The organism is Nocardioides sp., assembly GCF_036267815.1.
In the GTDB taxonomy this organism is placed as follows: domain Bacteria; phylum Actinomycetota; class Actinomycetes; order Propionibacteriales; family Nocardioidaceae; genus Nocardioides.
Map to the genome: position 1 here is coordinate 14,127 of NZ_DATAVI010000002.1, position 19,102 is coordinate 33,228.

Consider the following 19,102-nt stretch of genomic DNA (forward strand, 5'->3'; position numbering starts at 1 on the left):
CTGTGGATGCGGTCTCAGTGCTCGTCGTTGAGCGGGTAGCCCCGGATCCCGCGCCAGGCCAGCGCACTGACCAGCTCGACCGCCTCGGCCTGGGTGAGCCCGGTGGACTCCGACACCCAGAACCTCGCGCTCACCTGGGCCATTCCCACCAGCGAGACCGCCAGCAGCCGCGACTGGTCCGGCGGCAGCCCGGTGTCGTCGTGGATGACCTCGGCGATCATCGCGGCGCACTCGGCGGTCACCCGCTCGACGTGCTCGCGCACCGCCGGCTCGCTGGTGAGGTCGGACTCGAAGACGAGCCGGAAGGCACCGCGCTCGCCCGCGACGTAGGAGTAGAACGCCGCCATCGCGGCGGCCACCCGGGTCTTGTTGTCCGGGGTGGCTGCCAGGGCGACCCGGCAGTTGTCGATGACCTCGTCGCAGGCAGCGTCCAGCAGCGCGAGGTAGAGCTCCAGCTTGCCGGGGAAGTGCTGGTACAGCACCGGCTTGGAGACTCCGGCGCGCTCGGCGATGTCGTCCATCGCCGCGGCGTGGTAGCCCTGGGCCACGAACACCCCGAGGGCCGAGTCCAACAGCTGGGCGCGCCGCTCCCGCCGCGGGAGCCGGCCCCCGCGGGGCTTCTGCGGCGTCGCCGGCGTCGTGTCGGTGCTTCTGACCACGGTGGCACCCTACCCACGGTGCCGATCCGAGCCGCCTGTCCAGATGACGGACGCGGCCGTGGTCGCACCGACCCGGTCGGGAACATGCACCGACCCGGTCGGGAACATGCAGAGCCACCCGCGGGTTGCCCCCGTGAGAACCCCTCTGAACCAGGAGTACGCCGTGTCCCTGCCGCCGCTCGTCGAGCCGGTCGCCGAGCTGACCGTCGACGAGGTCCGCCGCTACAGCCGCCACCTCATCATCCCCGACGTGGGGATGGCCGGTCAGCGCCGGCTGAAGAGCGCCAGGGTGCTGGTGATCGGGGCGGGCGGGCTCGGCAGCCCGGCCCTGCTCTACCTCGCCGCGGCCGGCGTCGGCACGATCGGGCTCGTGGAGTTCGACGAGGTCGACGAGTCCAACCTCCAGCGCCAGGTGATCCACGGGCAGTCCGACGTGGGCAAGCCGAAGGCGCAGTCGGCCAAGGAGTCCATCGCAGAGGTCAACCCGCTGGTCCAGGTCGTGTTACACGACGAGCGACTCGACAACGACAACGTGATGCGGATCTTCGAGGGCTATGACCTCATCGTCGACGGCACCGACAACTTCGCGACCCGCTACCTGGTCAACGACGCGGCGTACTTCTTGAAGATCCCCTACGTCTGGGGCTCGATCTACCGCTTCGACGGCCAGGCCAGCGTGTTCGCGCCGACCCTGTCCGAGATCGCGGGTGCCGACCTGCCGTGCTACCGCTGCCTCTACCCCGAGCCGCCACCGCCGGGCATGGTGCCGAGCTGCGCCGAGGGCGGCGTGCTCGGTGTGCTGTGCGCGAGCATCGGCGCGATCCAGGTCACCGAGGCGATCAAGCTGCTCACCGGAATCGGCGAGCCGCTCGCCGGCCAGCTGATGATCTACGACGCGCTGGAGATGGAGTACCGCAAGCTGCGGGTCCGCAAGGATCCCCACTGTGCGCTGTGCGGGGAGAACCCCACCGTCACCGGGCTCATCGACTACGAGACGTTCTGTGGGGCGATCTCGGAGGAGGCCTCCGAGGCGGCGGTGGGGTCGACGATCTCGGTGGCGCAGCTCCAGAGCATGCTCGCGGAGCGCGAGGACGGTGGCCGGGACTTCGTGCTGGTCGACGTGCGCGAGCCCAACGAGTACGACATCAACCGCATCCCGGGCTCGGTGCTCATCCCGAAGGGCGAGTTCCTCAACGGCTCCGCCCTGGCCAAGCTGCCGGGCGTCGACTCCGGCAAGCAGATCGTGATGCACTGCAAGACCGGGATCCGGTCGGCGGAGACTCTGGCGATCGTCAAGGGAGCCGGGTACGGCGACGCCGTCCACGTGGGTGGCGGAGTGTCGGCCTGGGTCGACCAGATCGACCCCAGCCAGCCCGCCTACTGACGGGCCCACTGAAGGCCCACTGACGGCCCGCTGACGGGCTCAGCGCCCGACCAGCTGCCGCACCGCGCACAGGTAGTCGGCCGAGGCGGGGTAGCCCGAGTGCTGTCGCAGCACGGTGAGGGTCGTGCGTTGGAGGTCCTTGTCGACGGGCGGTGGGTCGAGCACCCGCCAGTCGTGGCCGCTCGCGCGCCGGCCGGTGATCTTGTCGACGCGGTCCTCCACCGGTTCCCAGGTGAGCTCCGCGCTGTCTCCGGAGGTCCAGCTGAACCGGCTCGATGCCGGCTGCTTGGCGGCCTCGGGCGACATCCTCGTGCGGTCCCACGACAGAACGGGCCCCGCGATGGGGTCGGTCTCGCGGTAGAGGTTGATCCAGCGGCCCTCCAGGGCGCCGAGGACTCGTCGCAGGAGCCGGACGCTCACGAACGCCGGGAAGGCGCGCGGATAGGCGACCTGGAGCTGGGACCCGTAGGTGACCAGGCGCACCCTGGCCAGGTCCTCGGGGGCGAGCCACAGGAGCGTGGCAACGGCGATGAGACTGCCCTGGCTGTGCGCGGACAGCACGACGGTCGAGGCCACCCGGCCCTGGTCGTCGGCCTGCGAGAGGTGGAACTCGATTCGGCGGCGGAGGTCGTGCACGGTGAACTGGGAGTAGGCGGGTGGCACGAACGGGTGGGCGGCGTGCGGCCAGAACGAGATCACGTCCCAGAACACGTTGGCACCGCGCCGCGTGTCGGGCGCGCGCAGGGATCTGCGCCCCAGTGTGTAGAGCAGGCCGGCCAACCCGATCAGGGCGTAGGTGCCGAGGTTCGAGAGCAGCTGGACGTACCAGGCGCCGTGGCCCGTGCCGGGCACTGTCTCGCTGAGGCGCCCGAGCAGGCCCAGGTGGTGGTACCAGTCCCGGGCGATCGGCTCGTTGGACTCCCCGAGCATCTCGATGCCGGTGACGGCGGTGAGTGCCCAGCCGAAGACGGCGTACAGGACGATGAACCATGCCACGTGGAGCTTGAGCCTGGCCCGGCTCATGGCCCAGGCCACGCGACCGGCCCGCCAGGGGACCCAGCTCCGACTCGGCGCGGGACCCCACCCGGACGGCGGCTCGACCAGGCCCGCCGCGGAGGTCCGGCCGTACTGCGGCCCGACCAGCGCCGCCGACTTGGCGGCGCGCGCCCACATCAGCACCCAGGTCGCCGCCATCACGACGACGACGAACACGAGCGTCCACCCCCAGCAGTAGACGACGCGGTAGATCAGCTCGGTCTGCGCCTTGGCCCTCAGTGCGCGAGCCAGGCCGAGGACGAACGCCGCGCAGAAGCCGACACCGAGGTAGACGCCGGTGCTGGCCGCGCCCCAGGCCGCCATGCCCCGGGCGTATCTGCGGAACGGGCGCGGCACCTCGTCGTGCTCGACCGGGGTCACCGCCGCGAGCCAGGCCAGGAGAACGGCGAGCAGCAGCAGCCCGAGCCCGGCGCCCACCGCGAGCCATTGCGCGTACGCGTCGAAGTCGAGGGTCAGCGGCGACTTCTGCGTGCCCCACAGCACGCCGGCCGCACCGGCCAGCGCGAGCAGCGACACGGTCTCGACCGCGATCGACCCGATCCGCAGCAACGGCGCCAGTCCGGGGAGCGGCCCGGACTCCAGGGCCTTGTTCGGGTCGCCCATCAGGGCCACCAGGGCGGTGGACACGCCCAAGGTGACCAGCGAGGTGACCAGGACCCGGTGCTGGAACGACGACTCGCCCAGCGAGGTGCTGTGGTTGTCGATCGTCTGCCAGGTCAGGGCGCCGATCAGCGCCACGACGCTCCACCCGGCGCTGAGGTGCAGCCGGCCCAGCACGGGCCGGCTCCGGCGGCTCACGCGGAAGAACTCCTCGCGCAGCAGGCCGGTCGCCCGGTCGGTCGCCTGCGCCTTCGCGGCGACCGAGTCCTCCGGCGCGGACCGGAAGTCCGAGGCACGGTTGCGGTCGCCGAGCCAGTGCAGGCCGTAGATGACTCCGCCCGCCAGCAGGACGCCCACGGTCATCGTGGGACCGCTGTGGTTGATCAGCCACGGTCGTTGCGAGGCCCACTGCCAGGCCACCAGGTCGACCACGATCAGCCCGGTCGCCAGCGCGAAGGTGCAGGTCACGCCGATCCCGATCACGCGGATCAGGCTCTGGACGCAGGCGTAGAGCCAGTGCCAGCGCCAACGGCGCTGTGGGGGGCGGGCGACCATGAAGGCGGCCGCGTTGACCAGGCCGAAGGGGACCAGCACCAGCCAGAGTCCCTTGACCCAGCTGCTGGAGGTGTACTTGCCCCAGTGGTAGCCCTCCAGGACCCGCCCCGCCGGGACGTCCCTGCCGGTGTCCTGGTGCTCGTGTCCCAGGCCGTCGGTCGGACGGAAGAAGCGGCCCCACTCGTCGCCGGCGACCTGCTTGACGTGGGCGCTCTCGAGCATGACCTCCGGCGGCGTGCCACTCACCCCGTGGATGCGCAGCTCGACCCAGGGGGTGGTCGTCCCGTGGCCCGACGGTGGTGCGGACATGAGCGCCTCGCCTCGCAGTCGCCGTCGACCGTAGCGACGCGGTCACGGCCATGTCGTCGGTCGCGGGGATGACCCGAACCGGCCGACGAGCACGTCGGTCGGCCCGACCGGCCATGGCTGCGGGCCCGGGGCCGTTATCGAATCGTTGTCGAGGGCAGCGGGCCTCGCACCGGGCGGTGCGGGCTACCTTGCGCACATGCATCCGCGCCGAGCGGGCGCCCTCGCGCTCGCGTTCAGCCTGGCGGGGATGGTGCTCGTGCTGATGCTCGTCGGGCTGGGTGCCCGGGCCGGGCCGTCGGGGCTCACGCACGGGACGCCCCGGGACGGCATCTTCGACCCCTACAGCAAGCAGCCCCATCAGCAGAGCGGGAGCGGGACCGGGACGCCGAAGGGCCTGCCGCACCACGCCGGCCACTCCGGCCTTCCCGGTGCGGCCTTCATCGGCCTGGTCGTGCGGGTCGCCCTGGCGGTGTGGGCCCTCGTCCTGCTGATGCGGGGCCTGCTCTGGCTCCAGGAGGAGCTCCTCGCGCGTCGCAACACCGAGCCGAGACCGGTGGCGGTGGCCTTCGACGTGCTCGACGATCCGGAGCCGCTGATCCAGGAGATGCGGCGCGACGCGGACCTCCAGATGGAGCTCCTGCTCCAAGGTGAGCCCCGCAACGGCATCGTGGCCTGCTGGGAGAGGTTCGAGGAGCAGGCCGAGCGCGTCGGGCTCGCCCGACGTGGCTGGGAGACCTCGTCGGAGTTCACCCTGCGCCTCCTCGACGCCGTCTCGGCGGACGCCGGGGCCGTGTCGTCGCTGGCCGCGCTCTACCGCGAGGCGCGGTTCTCGACGCACCACGTCGACGACTCCGACCGCGAACGCGCGATCGCCCTGCTCCAGCGCATCCGCGCGACGGTGGGCCGGCCCCAGGCCCTCGTATGAGAGCCGCCACGATGCGAGCGACGGTGGAGAGCAGCCGCCGGCGCCGGGCGCGGCGGATGAACACGTCGGTCCGTCGGCATTGGTGGGTCCCTCGCGTGGTGATCACGGGGGTGGTCCTGCTCGCCGTCCTCGGCGTGGCGCGCTACGAGCACGTGACGCCCGACCCGGTACGGATGCCGCTGCTGGTCGCGGTGGGTGTCTTCGTGGTCGGCTTCGTGGTCGACCTGACCACCATGCCGGCACCGGACTGGGAGCTGGTGGCCACCAGGACGGTGAACCCGGCCGGCCAGGACGCCGGCCTGAACCGCAACGTCCGGATGCTCGAGAACCACCTGACCTCACGCACGGTCGAGCCGGTCGTGCAGCACCGTCTGGCCCTGCTCACGGAGGCTCGCCTCAGCGAGCTGGGTCTGCGGCGGGGAGACCCGGGGGTGGACGGCCGGCTCGGGCCTACGCTGTGCGACGTTCTGGACTCGCCGGCGCGCCAGCTGAGCCGGGAGACGCTCGAGGAGTGCATCCGACGGATCGAGGAGCTCTCGCCATGACCGACACCCCCATGCCGGCACCGATGCCCGCACCGATGCCCGTGACCCAGGCCTCGGAGCTGGCGGCCGCCGCCTTGGACGAGGTGGGCCGCGCGGTCGTGGGCAAGCGGCTGCCGCTGACCTTGGTGATGTCGGCGGTGCTGGCCAAGGGCCACGTCCTGCTCGAGGACTTCCCCGGCCTGGGCAAGACCCTCGCTGCTCGCAGCATCGCGCGCGTGCTGGGTCTGGAGTTCAGGCGCGTGCAGTTCACGCCGGACCTGCTCCCGGCCGACGTCACCGGCTCGTTCCTCTACAACCAGCGGGAGGGCTCCTTCGAGTTCCGCCGGGGGCCGATCTTCGCCGGCATCCTGCTGGCCGACGAGATCAACCGCACGCCCCCCAAGACACAGGCGGCCCTGCTGGAGGCCATGCAGGAGCGGCAGGTCACCGTGGAGGGCGAGACCTTCGCGCTGCCCGACCCGTTCCACGTGCTCGCGACCGCCAACCCGATCGAGTACGAGGGCACCTACCCCCTTCCCGAGGCCCAGCTCGACCGGTTCCTGATGAGGGTCAGCTTCGGCTACCCGACCGCCGAGGAGGAGCACGACGTCGTCCAGCGGCGCATCGAACGCGCTCAGGAGGACGTCGCGCTCGACCAGGTGACCGACGGCGCGGGTCTGCGGGCGATGCAGGCGGCGGTCGAGACGGTGAGCGTGGACGAGACGGTGACCCGCTACTGCGTCGGCCTCGCCACCGCCACGCGCGACCACAAGGACGTCCTCACCGGCTCCTCGCCCCGCGGCTCGCTGGGACTCGCGCTGGCCGCTCGCGGGTTCGCGCTGGTCCGTGGCCGTGACTACGTCATTCCCGAGGACGTCAAGGCGGTCGCCAGAGCCGTGCTCTCCCACCGGATCACGGTCAAGCCGGAGCTCTGGATGACGCCGGCCAGCGGGCCGCGCGTCATCGACGACGTCCTCGGCTCGGTCCCGACCCCGAGCACGCTGGAGAGCTTCGAGCGATGAGCCAGTGGCGGGTCTCGGCACCCCTGGTCCGCGCCCTGCTCGTCTCCGGGATCGGGCTCGGGCTCGCGCTGCTTCTGGGCCGGCCCGTCGCCGTGGTCCTGGTCGCGCCGCTGGCCGTCTTCGCGGCGGCCGGCCTGCTCGGCAAGCCGCGCGGGCTCCCGCGGGTGCTGCCAGGCACCACCTACACCCAGCTGTACGAGGGTCAGGCCACGTCCTCGCAGCTCGAGGTCGAGTCCAGCGACGAGATCGAGGTGGTGAGCCGGGCCGCCGCCCAGGCCGAGCACATGGCGCTGCGGCCCGCGAACGGCGCGGTCAGCTACCGCGCCGGCCGAGAGAGGTCGCTGGCGGTCTCGGCCCGACGCTGGGGCCAGCGCCGGATCGGCGAGGAGAAGGTCGCGCTGTTCAGCAGGTGGGGCGGCTACCGGTGGGGTCCGGTGGCCTACGTCGGCCGTGAGGTGTCGGTGCTGCCCGCCTCGACGGCGTTCGGAGCCCAGGCAGCCGCGCCCGCACCGATCGGCCTGATCGGCGCCCACCGCTCGCGGCGCGAGGGCGACGGCACGGAGTTCTCCTCGATCCGGGCCTTCCACGCGGGCGACCGGATGCGCCGGATCAACTGGCGCGTCTCCTTGCGCAGCGGGTCGCTGCACGTGGTCTCGACGAGGTCCGAGGAGGACGCCGCGCTGCTGCTGGTCGTCGACGCCCTCGCCGACTACGGCATCTCGCGGGGTATCGGCTCGGACGAGTCGAGCCTGGACGTCGCCATGCGGGCCGGCGCGGCGGTGGCCCAGCAGTACATCGGCCAGGGAGACCGCGTCTCGCTGCGGGTCGTGAGCCCGGGCGGGGAGTACGTCGGATACGGGTCGGGCACCCGTCACCTCCGCCGGATCCTGGGTCAGATGGCGCGCACACGACCGGGCCTGCCCCACGACGTCGAGGTCGACCGGATCGACTTCCGGACCGTCCCGGGCACGCTGGTGGTGGTGCTCAGCCCGATGCTGAGCGACGAGATGGCCACCGTGGCGGTGCGGCTCCTGCGGCGCGGGCTGCCGGTCATCGTGGTGGACACGCTGCCGGCCGATGCGGCGCCGTCGGTGTCGACCGAGACGGACCCCCAGATCGCCTCCCTGGCGTGGCGGATGCGGCTGGTCGAGCGTCGGCACGTGCTGGAGCGGCTGGCCGGCGCAGGCTGCCCGGTCGTCGCCTGGCACGGTCCGCGCACCCTGGAGGAGGTGGTCCGCAGGCTCGCGCTCCGGGCCCAGCTCCCGCGCACGGGCGCCCGGTGAGCCCGGTGCGAGCGCGATGAGGGCCCGGTTGCCGCTGGGCGGCCTGCTCGTGCGGGCGGTGATCCTCATCGCTCCCCTGGCCGCGATCCTCTCCGGCGTCCCCCAGGGCTACCGGCCGCCCCTGTGGCTGGTCGCGGCCGTCGGCATCCTCGGCTTCGCCGCCGCTGCCGCCCCCGACCACTACGTCGGCAGCGCGGCCCTGATCCTGGTCGTCGCGTGGTGGGTCACCGCGATCGGCAGCGCGCTGCCGCTGTCGTCTGTCGCCGCGGCGGGTGCGCTGCTGGCCTCGCACGTCGCCGCCACGGTCGCGGCCTACGGTCCCCGGTACCTCTCGCCCGACCGCGGCATCGCCCTGCTCTGGGTGCGCCGTGGGGTGGCGCTCTGGGCCGCCTCCGCCCTGACCTGGGTGGTGGTCGTGGCCGGGTCCGGACGGGCCACCTCGACGGCGTACTGGGTCGCGGGCCTGGTGGTGGTGCTCGCCCTGGTCGTCTTCGCGACGATGGTCTTCCCGGCCCCTGGTGACCGGCGGATGTGACGGGCGGATGTGACGGGCGGAGGATGTCCGACATGGCGCTGGACCACGAGGAGTACGTCGAGCTCGTCCTGCGCTGCGTCGAGCAGGTCCCCCGCGGACGCGTCACGACGTACGGGGCGATCGCCGAGGTCGTGGGCGGGATGGTCGGGGGTGGCGGCCCGCGGCTGGTCGGCTCGGTGCTGGCGCAGCACGGCGGCGCGGTGACGTGGTGGCGGGTCGTCCGCTCCGACGGCTCGCTGCCGCCCAGCCACGAGGTGGAGGCGCGTCCGCGCTACCTCGACGAGGGCACGCCGCTGCGTCCCGGCGGCAGCGTCGACGTCAAGCGGGCGCTGTGGCGGCCCGAGCTCGGCTGAGCTGCGCCAGCCCGGCGAGCGCCGACGGGAAGATGTCCGCCGGCGGGTTGACCAGCCCGGCGCCCACCTGCCCCACGCCGGCGACCTTGCCGGCCATGCCGGTGTTGATCTGGGGCAGGATCCCGGTACGGCAGACCCGGGTCACGTCGATACCGGTCGGGACCCCGGCGAACTCCAGCACCGGCACGCTCCAGCGAAGGTTCTCGCCGACAGTGATCTCGCGCATCCGGCGCGTCGTCGCCAGGGCATCGGGCACCGAGCCGCCGACGAAGCGGACGATCGCCGGCGCGGTCGCCATCGCGAAGCCGCCGAGGCCGGCGGTCTCGGTGATCGCGGAGTCGCCGATGTCGGGGTTGGCGTCGTCGGGCCCGTAGTCACCGAGGTAGAGCCCGTCGGCGACCTGCGCGGGACCGGTGAACCACGTGTCGCCGGTGCCCGAGACCTGGATGCCGAAGTCGGTGCCGTTACGGGCCATCGCCACGACCATGGTCGAGCCGGGGATGTCGCGGGCGGCGTCCAGCGCCAGCTTGCACGCCGGCATGGCGAGGTTGAGGAAGAAGTGGTCGTTGGCGCCGACGAAGCGCAGGGCCTCCGCGACATCGGCCCGGGTGGGCCCGCCGGCGCCGTCGGCCGAGGTCACCATCGCCGGAGCGAGGTCGCGCAGGAGCATCAGCGTGCCCGCGCGGTTGCGGTTGTGCGCCTCGTCGCCCATCTGGAGCATCTGGCCGAGGATCGCGGTCACGTCGACCGGCGGCGCGGCGCGGACGGCGCGCTGGAGCAGCGGTCCGAGCACGTCGTTCATCCAGCGCAGGCGGGTGAGCACCTCGGGCGAGTACGCGCCGTAGCGCAGCACCTTGCCGAGACCCTCGTTGAGGGTGCAGTGCGTGCGGTCTCCGGTGGCCGGGTCCTCCAGGACGAACATCCACATGCTGGGGGTGACCACGCCGGCCATCGGGCCGACCGTACGGCGGTGGTGGCACGGCTCGAGCCGGACGTGCAGCCCGCCCTCGAGCAGGGCCGCCGCCTGGTCGGGGGTGTCGACCAGCCCCTCGAGCACCGCGCCGCCCATCAGCGCGCCGCGCAGGGGACCGGAGGCACGCTCCCAGGAGATCGGCGGGCCGGCGTGCAGGAAGTCGCCTCGCTCGAGGCCGACCGCCTCGCTCGCCGGCAGCACGTCGACCAGGATCGCCTGGACGTCGAGCATCCGCTCGAGGGCCGCCGCGTTCGCGTCGGGCCGCAGCGGGTCCAGCGCCAGCGTGGCGAGGTCGTCCTCCGTGTCGGCCATCGGCGGCCGCCAGTCGACCCGGGAGACGGGGGCCGCCTGGTCCTCGATCGCCTGGGCCAGCAGGTCGACGCCGGTGCTCACGACGTGCGGGGCGGTGGTCATCGAACGTCTCCCGTGGTCGGTGCGGCCAGGATCTCCAGGGCCCGGCGCGTCGCGTCAGCGTTGGAGAGGTGGACCTCGGCGCCCGCCTCGGCCAGCGCCCCGACCTGGCGGTCGAGCCCCTGCGGGTCGTGCGCGGTGCCGACCACCGTGATGACCACGGCCGGCCGGATGCCGTGGATGGCGGGCGCGAGCGAGGCGGCGGGGTCCGGCTCGGCGCCGTGCCCGAGCACCACGTCCATCAGCAGCACCCCGGTCTCGGGATCGGCCGCCACCGCGGCCAGCCGCTCGAGCCGCAGGCTCGGGTCGATCATCGGGTGCGCCCGGCCGGTGGTGTACTCGTCGGCACCGAAGTCCACGAGGTCGCACAGCCCGGGTGCGAGCCCCGCCTCGCCCACGAGCACCTCGGCCTCCTGCTTCATCGTGCCGCCGACGAACAGGCCGTGCAGCCGAGGGCCCCTTGCCGCCCGGGTCGTCCCGCGCACCGGCCACGCCGGGAGGTCGACGCCGAGCTCGCGCAGGAGCGTCTCCGTCGCGTCCGTGAGGTCGGGCCGTCCCGGACCGAGCAGTGCCAGCCGGACCGGGATCCGCAGCGTCTCGGCGTACGCCGTGAGCTCACCGGCCACCTCGGGGGCGGGCGGCTTGGAGATCACCAGGGCCAGCTCGACCGACGGGTCGGCGTCGAGCCGGGCGAGGGCGGTGCGGGTGGCGAGCCCGCCGATGTCGGCCGACAGGTCGCGTCCGCCCACGCCGTACGCGGTGGTGACGCCGACGCCCGCGTGGTCGAGCAGCGCGAGCACCTGCTGGCACCCGGTGCCGGAAGCGGCCACGATGCCCACCGGGCCGGGGGCGACGACGTTGGCGAACCCGAGCCCGAGCCCGCCGACCACGGCGGTGCCGCAGTCGGGTCCCATCACCAGCAGGTCGCGGCGCGCGGCGTACGTCTTGAGGGCGAGCTCCTGCTCGACCGGGACGTTGTCGCTGAAGACCATCACGTCCGAGCCCGACTCCAGGGCGTCCATCGCCTCGACCGTCGCGCTGGCACCTGGGACGGAGACGAGGACCAGGGCGCCCGGCTCGCGACGGAGGGCCGCGGTCGTGGTCCGCGGGGGAGCGTCCTCGGTGGGACCGCCGACCTGACGACGGCTGTCGGTCATCGCGCGGTCGACCTCGGCGCGGACGGCGTCCACGTCGCCATCGGCGGTCATGTCGGACATGCGGATCGCCACGACCAGGTGGTTCGGCGTCACCTCCTCGGGGATCGCGAAGCCCATCCGCTCGAGCACCTCGACGTTGAGGGGCGTGGCCATCGCCACCTGAGCGGTGGCGACCCCCGGCAGCTGCTGCACCTGCCGGCTGACCTGGAGCAGGGTCACGGAGTCGGCGTACGCGCCGGTGCGCAGCTCGACGTGGTCGCTCATGCCGCGGTCCTTCCGGCCGGTCGTCCCAGCGCCAGGTCGACCCCGTGGGCGAGTCCTGCTCCCGAGCTGTGTCCGAGCGCGCGCAGGGCGGACCCCGCGGCGATCACCGGTCGGCTCCCGGTGCCCGGCTCGGCCCCGAGGGCGATCAGGTAGGCCAGGACCAGGTCGGCGGCCTCGCCGGCCATGGCGCACTCCAGGAGCGTCGCCGACAGGGCCGTCGTCCGTGGCAGGGCCTGGCGCACCGCGGCGTCGACCTCGGGGGTCGGGACCCCGGCGGCGCGGCGGGCGACCAGCCACCCGCACAGCACGTCGTCGCCCCAGGGTGTGAGACCCTCGCCGCGTCCCACCAGGTCGACCACCCGTCCGGCGTCGACGCAGTCCGGCCCGGCGACGAGCCCGGCGCCGCGGGGCCGGGGGGTCCCCATTGCGGCGACCGGGCTCGCCTTGGGTATCCGGACCGCGTCGAGGCGTGGCGCGCGAACACCCACGAGCCGACGGGCCACCAGGGCGCGTCCGCCGAGGTAAAGGATCCCGGACTCAACATAGGCCGTCGGCAGGGCCTGTGACGACATCTCTCCGGGCCTGGTCGGCAGATTGTGAGGCGGGTCCTGTCGACCGAGCGGCAGGGACTCGAGGGTCGTGCGCAGCGCGTGTGGGAGGCCCGCGGCGGCCGCCGAGCCCACGCCGACGACGCGACCGGGGCCGACCCCGGGGAGCTCGAGATGGACCATGCCGGCACAGGCATGGAGGACCGCGACCGCGCCGTCGGGGGCGCCGGCGATCCGGTCCGCGACGCGCGGCGGGGCCGCCACCGGGATCTCGGGGAGGCTCACGGGCTCACGGTAGTGCGCCTGTCCAGGCGGGTCGCGAGCCCGCCGACCGCCCGGCGACCGGTCCTGCCGTCGGCGCGGTGGCCGGCCGTGATCGGCGCTCCTGCGCGGAATCTCGGCCGGATGGGTGTGTGATGTGGCTCACCAAGTGGGGTGCTCGGTCCCCCATGCATCGAGGAGGATCAGATGTCGACGATGTTCACCTGGCGGGAGGTGACACCGGCTCCCGGCGAACCGGTGGCACCCGATGAACGCCTTCCCTGGGGCAAGACGGTCGGTCTCGGGGCGCAGCACGTGGTCGCGATGTTCGGGGCGACCTTCGTCTTCCCCCTGGTCATGGGTCTGGACCCCAACCTGGCCATCTTGTTCTCGGGCATCTGCACCATCTTGTTCCTGCTCGTCACGAGCAACCGGGTGCCGAGCTACCTGGGCACCAGCGCGTCGTTCGTGGCCAGCGTGGCGGCGATCCGCCTGCACTCCGACGGCGACTCCGCCCACGTCACCGGCGCGATCCTGGTCGCCGGTCTGGTGCTCGGAGCGGTCGGCGTCCTGGTCCACTACGCCGGCTCGGGGATCATCCACAAGGTGCTGCCCCCCGCGGTCACCGGAGCCGTGGTCATGCTGATCGGCTTCAACCTGGCCCCGGTCGTGGCCGGGATCTACTGGCCGCAGGACCAGTGGGTCGCCCTGGCCACCGCGACCTTCATGGTCTGCGCCGCCGTGCTGATGCCGGGCTTCTGGTCGCGGATCGCGGTGTTCCTGGCCCTGATCTTCGGCTACGTCGTCTCCTGGCTCGCCGACGTCATGTTCGGCTCGATCCACTCGATCACCGGCAGCAGCAACGGCCAGGAGATCGACCACCACCGGGTCGTCTGGGCCGGGGTGAAGGCCGCGGACTGGATCGGGCTGCCGCACGGCAAGCTCGGCGACGGCGTCTCCGTGGTGCACGGGCCGAAGTTCTCGCTGACCTTCATCCTGCTGGTGCTGCCCGGCGTCATCGCGCTGATCGCCGAGAACACCGGTCACGTCAAGGCCGTCGCCGAGATGACCAAGACCGACCTGGACCCCTACATGGGTCGCGCCATCGCCGCGGACGGGTTCGCCACCGCGCTCTCCAGCGCGTTCGGCGGCTCGCCCACCACGACGTACGCCGAGAACATCGGCGTCATGGGGGCGACCAAGGTCTACTCGACGGCGGCCTACTACGTCGCCGCGATCGTGGCGATCCTGTTGGGGCTGTGCCCCAAGTTCGGCGCCCTGGTCAGCGCGACGCCCGGAGGGGTGCTCGGCGGGATCACGGTGATCCTGTACGGCATGATCGGTCTGGTGGGAGCCAAGATCTGGGTCGAGAACGGCGTCGACTTCGGGAACCCGGTGAACATGGTCGGCCTGGCCGCGGGCCTGATCGCCGGCATCGGCGGCGTCTCGCTCACCTTCGGCAAGAACTTCGAGCTGAGCGGCATCGCCCTGGGCACGATCCTGGTGATCCTCTACTTCCACCTGGTCAACGGTCGCGGCAGCTCCACGAGCGGCCTGACCACGCGGGCCCTGTCGCATCCGGACGACGACGGCCCGGGGCCGGCCGGCTCACACCGCTCGGAGCCCGACCAGGAGTGACGTGAAGCCTGCTCCCTTCAGCTACGTCCGTCCGCAGGGCCTCCAGCACGCGCTGGAGGCCCTCGCGGCGGATCCGGGGGCGAAGGTGCTCGCCGGCGGACAGAGTCTGGTGCCGCTGCTCTCGATGCGGCTCGCGGCGCCGACCACGCTGGTCGACGTCAACGGGCTTCCCGACCTCGACCACGTGCGCGTCGAGGACCCTGTAGACGGTGGGGCCGGCGTCAGGGTGGGCGCCCTGGCCCGACACGCCGACGTGCTCGCCTCGGCCGAAGCACGTCGGGTCCAGCCCTTGCTGGCCCTGGCGCTCGCGCACGTCGCGCACCCGACGATCCGCAACCGTGGCACCACGGTCGGCTCGGTCGTGCACGCCGACGCGGCGGCCGAGATGCCGATGGTCCTGTGCCTGCTCGACGGCTCGGTGACCGCGGCCTCGACGGCCGGGACGCGGACGATCCCGGCCACCGAGCTCTATGCCGGCCCGCTGGAGTCCACGCTGCACCACGACGAGGTGGCCCTCGAGGCGTTCTTCCCGGCGCTGCCACCGGACGCCGGGCTGGCCTTCGAGGAGGTCGCCCGGCGACACGGCGACTACGCGCTGGTCGGCGTGGGCGCCGTGGTCCGCGTCAGCGGGGCCAGGCTGACCTCGGCCCGGGTCGGCTACCTGGCCGTCTCGGACGTCCCGACGGTGGTCGACCTGACGACGGCGCTGTCCGAGGACCCCGCGACCGGGACTCTCTCGACCGAGGCGACCGAGGCGACCGACGCGGCGGCGGAGCTGGCCCTGGCCCGGCTCGACCCGGCCGACGACCTGCACGCGTCGGCGGCCTACCGCACCCGCCTGGTGCGGGTCCTGACCGGACGCGTCCTGAGAGCGGCGTACGCCGACGCACTGGACCGGTCGGCGCGAGACGGGGCGGGGGGTGCGTCATGACCGAGGAGCTGCACGAGTTCCGGCTGACGGTGAACGGCGTCCAGCACGAGCTGCGGGTGCCGGCCCGGCGGCTGCTCTCCGACGCGCTGCGGCACGACCTGGGCCTGACCGGCACCCACGTGGGGTGCGAGCACGGCGTGTGCGGCGCGTGCACGGTGCTGGTCGACGGCCGGCCGATGCGCTCGTGCCTGCTGTTCGCGGTCTCGGCCGTGGGGTCCGACATCACCACCGTCGAGGGGCTCACCGAGCGCGACGGGACGCCCGAGGGCCGGCTCGGACCTGTGCAGCAGGCGTTCGCCGAGTGCCACGGGCTCCAGTGCGGCTTCTGCACGCCCGGCTTCCTGACCACGATCACGGCGGGGCTGCGCGACAACCCGACACCCACCGAGCCCGAGGCGCGCGAGATGATCGCCGGGAACCTGTGCCGCTGCACCGGCTACGCCAACATCGTCCGCTCGGTGCTGCGGGCCGCCGAGATCGTGGGCGAGCGCACCGGCGCCGCGCCGGGTGCGAGCGCCACGGATGCCACGGATGCCACGGATGCCACGGATGCCACGGACGGCGAGCCCAGATGACCACCAAGATGTTCGGCGAGAAGGTCCAGCGCGTCGAGGACCAGCGCTTCCTGCGGGGCAAGGGCCGCTACGTCGACGACATCCTGGTCGGGCAGGGCGTGCTGCACGCGGCCGTGCTGCGCTCGCCGCACGCGCACGCGCGCGTCGTCGACGTGGACGTCTCCGGCGTCCTGGACGTCGAGGGCGTGCACCTGGCCTGGACCCACGACGACCTGGGTGAGCTGGCCCCGGCGATGGCCGCGCCCCTGCCGCTGCTCATCCCGCACCCGCAGCTCACCCACGGGCGCACCCAGTACGCCCTGGCCAAGGACGAGGTCAACTACGTCGGCGAGGCGATCGCCTTCGTGGTCGCCGAGGACCGCTACGTCGCCGAGGACGCCGTCAACCGGATCAAGGTGACCTACGAGCTGCTGCCCCCGGTCGTGGGCCTCGACGCCGCGCGGGCGGCGGAGCACCTCGTCCACGAGGACGTCCCCGGCAACGTCGCCGCCCGGTTGGAGCAGGAGAACGGCGACGCCCGAGCCGCGATCGACTCGGCCCCGCACACGCTGACCCTCGACCTGGTCGTCGAGCGCAGCGCGTCGATGCCGATGGAGGGGCGTGGCACGGTGGCGCGCTGGGATCCCGACACCGGCCGGCTGACCGTGTGGACCTCGACCCAGACCTCGACGGGGGTCCGGGCGGCGGTCGCGGCCAAGCTCGGCCTCGACCTCGGCCAGGTCGACGTGATCACGCCCGACGTCGGCGGCGGGTTCGGCGTGAAGATCAACCACCCCTGGCCCGAGGAGCTGCTGGTCCCGCTGGCGGCGCGCGCCCTCGGCCGGGCGGTGAAGTTCACCGAGGACCGCCGCGAGCACTTCATCTCCTCCGCCCACGAGCGCGGGCAGCAGCACCATGTCGAGGTCGGGTACGACGACGAGGGCCGGGTCCTGGGGCTGGACGTCCGGTTCTGGCACGACAACGGCGCCTACACGCCGTACGGCCTGATCGTGCCGATCATCACCTCCACCCAGCTGCTCGGCCCCTACAAGCCGGGTGCCTACCGCGTGGTCTTCGAGAGCCTCTTCACCAACACCGTGATGGTCACGCCGTACCGCGGCGCGGGGCGCCCGCAGGGCTGCTACGTCATGGAGCGCACCATGGACGCCATCGCGGCCGCCCTGGCCAAGGACCGTACCGAGGTCAGGTCGGCGAACTTCATCCAGCCCGACGAGTTCCCCTACGACCACGGCCTGATCTTCCAGGACGGACGCGAGCTGGAGTACGACTCCGGCGACTACCCGGCGTCTCTGGCCAAGCTCAAGGCGCTGGTCGGCTGGGACGAGTTCCCGCGGCTCCGGGAGGAGATGGCCCGCGAGGGGAGACGGGTCGGGATCGGTCTGGCCTGCTACGTCGAGGGCACCGGAGTCGGTCCCTACGAGGGGGCCCACGTCCACGTCGAGACCTCGGGCAGGGTCAAGGTCGCCACCGGCCTGACCACGCAGGGCCAGGGCCACGCCACGGCCTTCGCCCAGATCGTCGCGGACGCGCTCGGCGTGCCGTTCGAGAACATCGAGGTCGTCACCGGCGACACCCGGCGGATGGCCTACGCCGTGGGCACCTTCGCCTCGCGGGCGGCGGTGATGAGCGGGTCTGCGGTCCACCTCGCCGCGCTGCGGACCCGCGAGAAGGTGCTCCGGATCGCCGCGGAGGCGCTCGAGGCGGCCGAGGAGGACCTCGAGATCGTCGACGGGGTGGTGTCGGTCAAGGGCACCCCCGACAGCGCGGCCTCCATCGACCTCGGCACCGTGGCGGTGCTGTCCAACCCCCTGCGCTACGCCTTCGACGAGGCCTCCAGGGCCGCCACGCAGTTCACGGTCGGCGATCCCGGCAAGCCGCCGGTCGCCGAGGACGACGAGCCCGGCCTGGAGGGCAAGGACTTCTACAGCCCCGAGCGCTCGACGTTCGCCAACGGCATGCACGCGGTCGTGGTCGAGACCGATCCCGAGACCGCCGAGATCCAGATCTTGAAGTACGCGGTCGTCCACGACTGCGGACGCCTGATCAACCCGATGATCGTCGAGGGCCAGATCCACGGCGGTGTCGCGCAGGGCGTGGGCGGCGCGCTGCTGGAGCGGATGGCGTACGACGAGTCGGGCCAGCTGGTCAACGCGTCGTTCATGGACTTCCTGATGCCCTACGTCACCGAGGTGCCCGAGCGGATCGACATCGACCATCTCGAGACGCCGTCGCCGTTGAACCCGCTGGGCATCAAGGGCGCGGGCGAGGCGGGGGTGATCCCGTCGGCGGCGGTGTTCGCGTCGGCCATCGAGGACGCCGAGCAGCACGACCATCCGGGGCTTCGGGTCACCGCCATGCCGATCTCGCCATCAGAGCTGTTCGACCTGCGCGGGGCTCACACACCCGTCGCGACCCGGACCGAGGAGAGCCCATGAGGATCAGCGGCCACGACGTCGTGCCGTTCCCCGTCGAGCGGGTCTGGGAGGCCCTGCTCGACCCGGCCGTGCTGGTGCGGACGATCCCCGGGTGCGAGCGCCTCGAGGCGACCGGCGACAACGCCTACGCGATGACGGTCACCGCCGGTGTCGCCGCGATCCGCGGCACCTACGACGGCAGCTGCGCGCTCTCGGACCTCCAGGAGCACCGGTCGCTGGTGATGCGGCTCCAGGGCGCCGGCGCGCCGGGCACGATCGACGCGACGGTCAACGTCTCCTTCGAGGCCCCGACGCCGGGGGAGACGCGGATCCTCTACGACGCCGACGCGGTCGTCGGCGGGATGGTGGGCGGGGTCGGTCAGCGGATGCTCGGCTCGGTCTCGAAGCGGATGGCCGGCGAGTTCTTCGGCAACGTCGCGAGCGCGATCGCAGGCACGGGCGCGAGCGCGGCTGCCCCGGGCCAGCCGGCTGACTGGTCGCTGCCGGCGTCTGCGGCCGGCGGGGCTGTCCCTGGGTCCGGGGCCGGGTCCGGGCCGGCAGTCGGTCGGGTCTTCACCGCGCCCCCGCGCCCGGCGTCCTCCCAGCAGGACTTCGTCAAGGGCATCGCCGTCGGCGCCGGGCTCGTCCTCCTCGGCGTCCTCGCCGGCCGCTTCCTCGGGGGGCGTGGGTGACTGCCAAATCCCCCGCTGAAGCGGGGGATTTGG

Annotated in this window: 17 protein-coding genes; 12 read left to right on the top strand and 5 right to left on the bottom strand. The window is 72.8% G+C overall.

Going from position 1 to position 19,102, the window contains the following annotated elements; all coding sequences use genetic code 11:
• Positions 1-14: 14 nt before the first annotated feature.
• Entirely contained in the window at positions 15-659 is a 645-nt protein-coding gene (locus VHW64_RS00330; RefSeq protein ID WP_329648501.1) for a TetR/AcrR family transcriptional regulator, read from the bottom strand.
• A gap of 163 nt (positions 660-822) precedes the next feature.
• Between VHW64_RS00330 and moeZ the strand changes: the two genes are divergently transcribed.
• Positions 823-2,043 (top strand): adenylyltransferase/sulfurtransferase MoeZ, encoded by a 1,221-nt coding sequence (moeZ, locus tag VHW64_RS00335; RefSeq protein WP_329648542.1) that lies wholly within the window; start codon positions 823-825, stop codon positions 2,041-2,043.
• Positions 2,044-2,082: 39 nt separating this feature from the next.
• On the opposite strand, the gene VHW64_RS00340 is transcribed toward moeZ, so the two are convergent.
• Positions 2,083-4,563: a hypothetical protein gene (locus VHW64_RS00340; protein ID WP_329648502.1), complete on the bottom strand. Its 2,481-nt coding sequence runs from the start codon at positions 4,561-4,563 to the stop codon at positions 2,083-2,085.
• Positions 4,564-4,759: 196 nt separating this feature from the next.
• Between VHW64_RS00340 and VHW64_RS00345 the strand changes: the two genes are divergently transcribed.
• The 6 genes from VHW64_RS00345 to VHW64_RS00370 all read left to right on the top strand — a co-directional run bounded on the left by VHW64_RS00345 (position 4,760) and on the right by VHW64_RS00370 (position 9,205).
• Positions 4,760-5,488, top strand: a complete 729-nt coding sequence (locus VHW64_RS00345; protein ID WP_329648503.1) for a DUF4129 domain-containing protein — start codon at positions 4,760-4,762, stop codon at positions 5,486-5,488.
• Between the two features lie 95 nt (positions 5,489-5,583).
• Positions 5,584-6,033 (top strand): hypothetical protein, encoded by a 450-nt coding sequence (locus VHW64_RS00350; protein ID WP_329648504.1) that lies wholly within the window; start codon positions 5,584-5,586, stop codon positions 6,031-6,033.
• Positions 6,030-7,034, top strand: coding sequence for a MoxR family ATPase (locus VHW64_RS00355; RefSeq protein ID WP_329648505.1), 1,005 nt, complete (start codon positions 6,030-6,032; stop codon positions 7,032-7,034). The genes VHW64_RS00350 and VHW64_RS00355 overlap by 4 nt, the downstream gene beginning before the upstream one ends.
• A complete protein-coding gene (locus VHW64_RS00360; RefSeq protein WP_329648506.1) occupies positions 7,031-8,317 on the top strand; it encodes a DUF58 domain-containing protein in 1,287 nt (428 codons plus the stop codon). Before VHW64_RS00355 ends, VHW64_RS00360 begins: the two co-directional genes overlap by 4 nt.
• A gap of 16 nt (positions 8,318-8,333) precedes the next feature.
• Positions 8,334-8,852 carry a hypothetical protein gene (locus VHW64_RS00365; RefSeq protein ID WP_329648507.1) on the top strand — a complete coding sequence of 173 codons (519 nt, stop codon included), beginning with the start codon at positions 8,334-8,336 and terminating at the stop codon, positions 8,850-8,852.
• Between the two features lie 32 nt (positions 8,853-8,884).
• A complete protein-coding gene (locus tag VHW64_RS00370; RefSeq protein WP_329648508.1) occupies positions 8,885-9,205 on the top strand; it encodes an MGMT family protein in 321 nt (106 codons plus the stop codon).
• On the opposite strand, the gene VHW64_RS00375 is transcribed toward VHW64_RS00370, so the two are convergent.
• Genes VHW64_RS00375 through VHW64_RS00385 form a run of 3 tightly spaced genes read right to left on the bottom strand, consistent with a single transcriptional unit; the run spans position 9,171 to position 12,843 of the window.
• Entirely contained in the window at positions 9,171-10,592 is a 1,422-nt protein-coding gene (locus VHW64_RS00375) for a DUF1116 domain-containing protein (protein WP_329648509.1), read from the bottom strand. The two genes, VHW64_RS00370 and VHW64_RS00375, sit on opposite strands and share 35 nt — an antisense overlap.
• On the bottom strand, positions 10,589-12,010 hold the full coding sequence (locus tag VHW64_RS00380; protein WP_329648510.1) for an FdrA family protein: 1,422 nt from the start codon (positions 12,008-12,010) through the stop codon (positions 10,589-10,591). Before VHW64_RS00380 ends, VHW64_RS00375 begins: the two co-directional genes overlap by 4 nt.
• Complete coding sequence (locus VHW64_RS00385) at positions 12,007-12,843, bottom strand: DUF2877 domain-containing protein (RefSeq protein WP_329648511.1); 837 nt, start codon at positions 12,841-12,843, stop codon at positions 12,007-12,009. Before VHW64_RS00385 ends, VHW64_RS00380 begins: the two co-directional genes overlap by 4 nt.
• 192 nt (positions 12,844-13,035) lie before the next feature.
• Between VHW64_RS00385 and VHW64_RS00390 the strand changes: the two genes are divergently transcribed.
• The 5 genes from VHW64_RS00390 to VHW64_RS00410 are packed head-to-tail and all read left to right on the top strand — an operon-like array spanning position 13,036 to position 19,069.
• Positions 13,036-14,457, top strand: coding sequence for a uracil-xanthine permease family protein (locus tag VHW64_RS00390; protein ID WP_329648543.1), 1,422 nt, complete (start codon positions 13,036-13,038; stop codon positions 14,455-14,457).
• Position 14,458: 1 nt separating this feature from the next.
• Complete coding sequence (locus tag VHW64_RS00395; RefSeq protein WP_329648512.1) at positions 14,459-15,388, top strand: FAD binding domain-containing protein; 930 nt, start codon at positions 14,459-14,461, stop codon at positions 15,386-15,388.
• Entirely contained in the window at positions 15,385-15,963 is a 579-nt protein-coding gene (locus VHW64_RS00400) for a (2Fe-2S)-binding protein (RefSeq protein ID WP_329648513.1), read from the top strand. The genes VHW64_RS00395 and VHW64_RS00400 overlap by 4 nt, the downstream gene beginning before the upstream one ends.
• The gene (gene cutA / locus VHW64_RS00405; RefSeq protein ID WP_329648514.1) at positions 15,960-18,398 is read left to right on the top strand and encodes an aerobic carbon-monoxide dehydrogenase large subunit; all 2,439 of its coding nucleotides are present in this window, start codon (positions 15,960-15,962) and stop codon (positions 18,396-18,398) included. Before VHW64_RS00400 ends, cutA begins: the two co-directional genes overlap by 4 nt.
• Entirely contained in the window at positions 18,395-19,069 is a 675-nt protein-coding gene (locus VHW64_RS00410; protein ID WP_329648515.1) for a carbon monoxide dehydrogenase subunit G, read from the top strand. Before cutA ends, VHW64_RS00410 begins: the two co-directional genes overlap by 4 nt.
• Positions 19,070-19,102 lie beyond the last annotated feature (33 nt).

Excerpts from the sequence above, each read along its gene's own strand:
- VHW64_RS00345 (WP_329648503.1), top strand. The coding sequence starts at position 4,760 with ATGCATCCGCGCCGAGCGGGCGCCCTCGCGCTCGCGTTCAGCCTGGCG.
- VHW64_RS00380 (WP_329648510.1), bottom strand. The coding sequence starts at position 12,010 with ATGAGCGACCACGTCGAGCTGCGCACCGGCGCGTACGCCGACTCCGTG.
- VHW64_RS00360 (WP_329648506.1), top strand. The coding sequence starts at position 7,031 with ATGAGCCAGTGGCGGGTCTCGGCACCCCTGGTCCGCGCCCTGCTCGTC.
- VHW64_RS00400 (WP_329648513.1), top strand. The coding sequence starts at position 15,385 with ATGACCGAGGAGCTGCACGAGTTCCGGCTGACGGTGAACGGCGTCCAG.
- VHW64_RS00410 (WP_329648515.1), top strand. The coding sequence starts at position 18,395 with ATGAGGATCAGCGGCCACGACGTCGTGCCGTTCCCCGTCGAGCGGGTC.
- VHW64_RS00355 (WP_329648505.1), top strand. The coding sequence starts at position 6,030 with ATGACCGACACCCCCATGCCGGCACCGATGCCCGCACCGATGCCCGTG.
- VHW64_RS00370 (WP_329648508.1), top strand. The coding sequence starts at position 8,885 with ATGGCGCTGGACCACGAGGAGTACGTCGAGCTCGTCCTGCGCTGCGTC.
- VHW64_RS00340 (WP_329648502.1), bottom strand. The coding sequence starts at position 4,563 with ATGTCCGCACCACCGTCGGGCCACGGGACGACCACCCCCTGGGTCGAG.
- VHW64_RS00390 (WP_329648543.1), top strand. The coding sequence starts at position 13,036 with ATGTTCACCTGGCGGGAGGTGACACCGGCTCCCGGCGAACCGGTGGCA.
- cutA (WP_329648514.1), top strand. The coding sequence starts at position 15,960 with ATGACCACCAAGATGTTCGGCGAGAAGGTCCAGCGCGTCGAGGACCAG.
- VHW64_RS00365 (WP_329648507.1), top strand. The coding sequence starts at position 8,334 with ATGAGGGCCCGGTTGCCGCTGGGCGGCCTGCTCGTGCGGGCGGTGATC.
- VHW64_RS00375 (WP_329648509.1), bottom strand. The coding sequence starts at position 10,592 with ATGACCACCGCCCCGCACGTCGTGAGCACCGGCGTCGACCTGCTGGCC.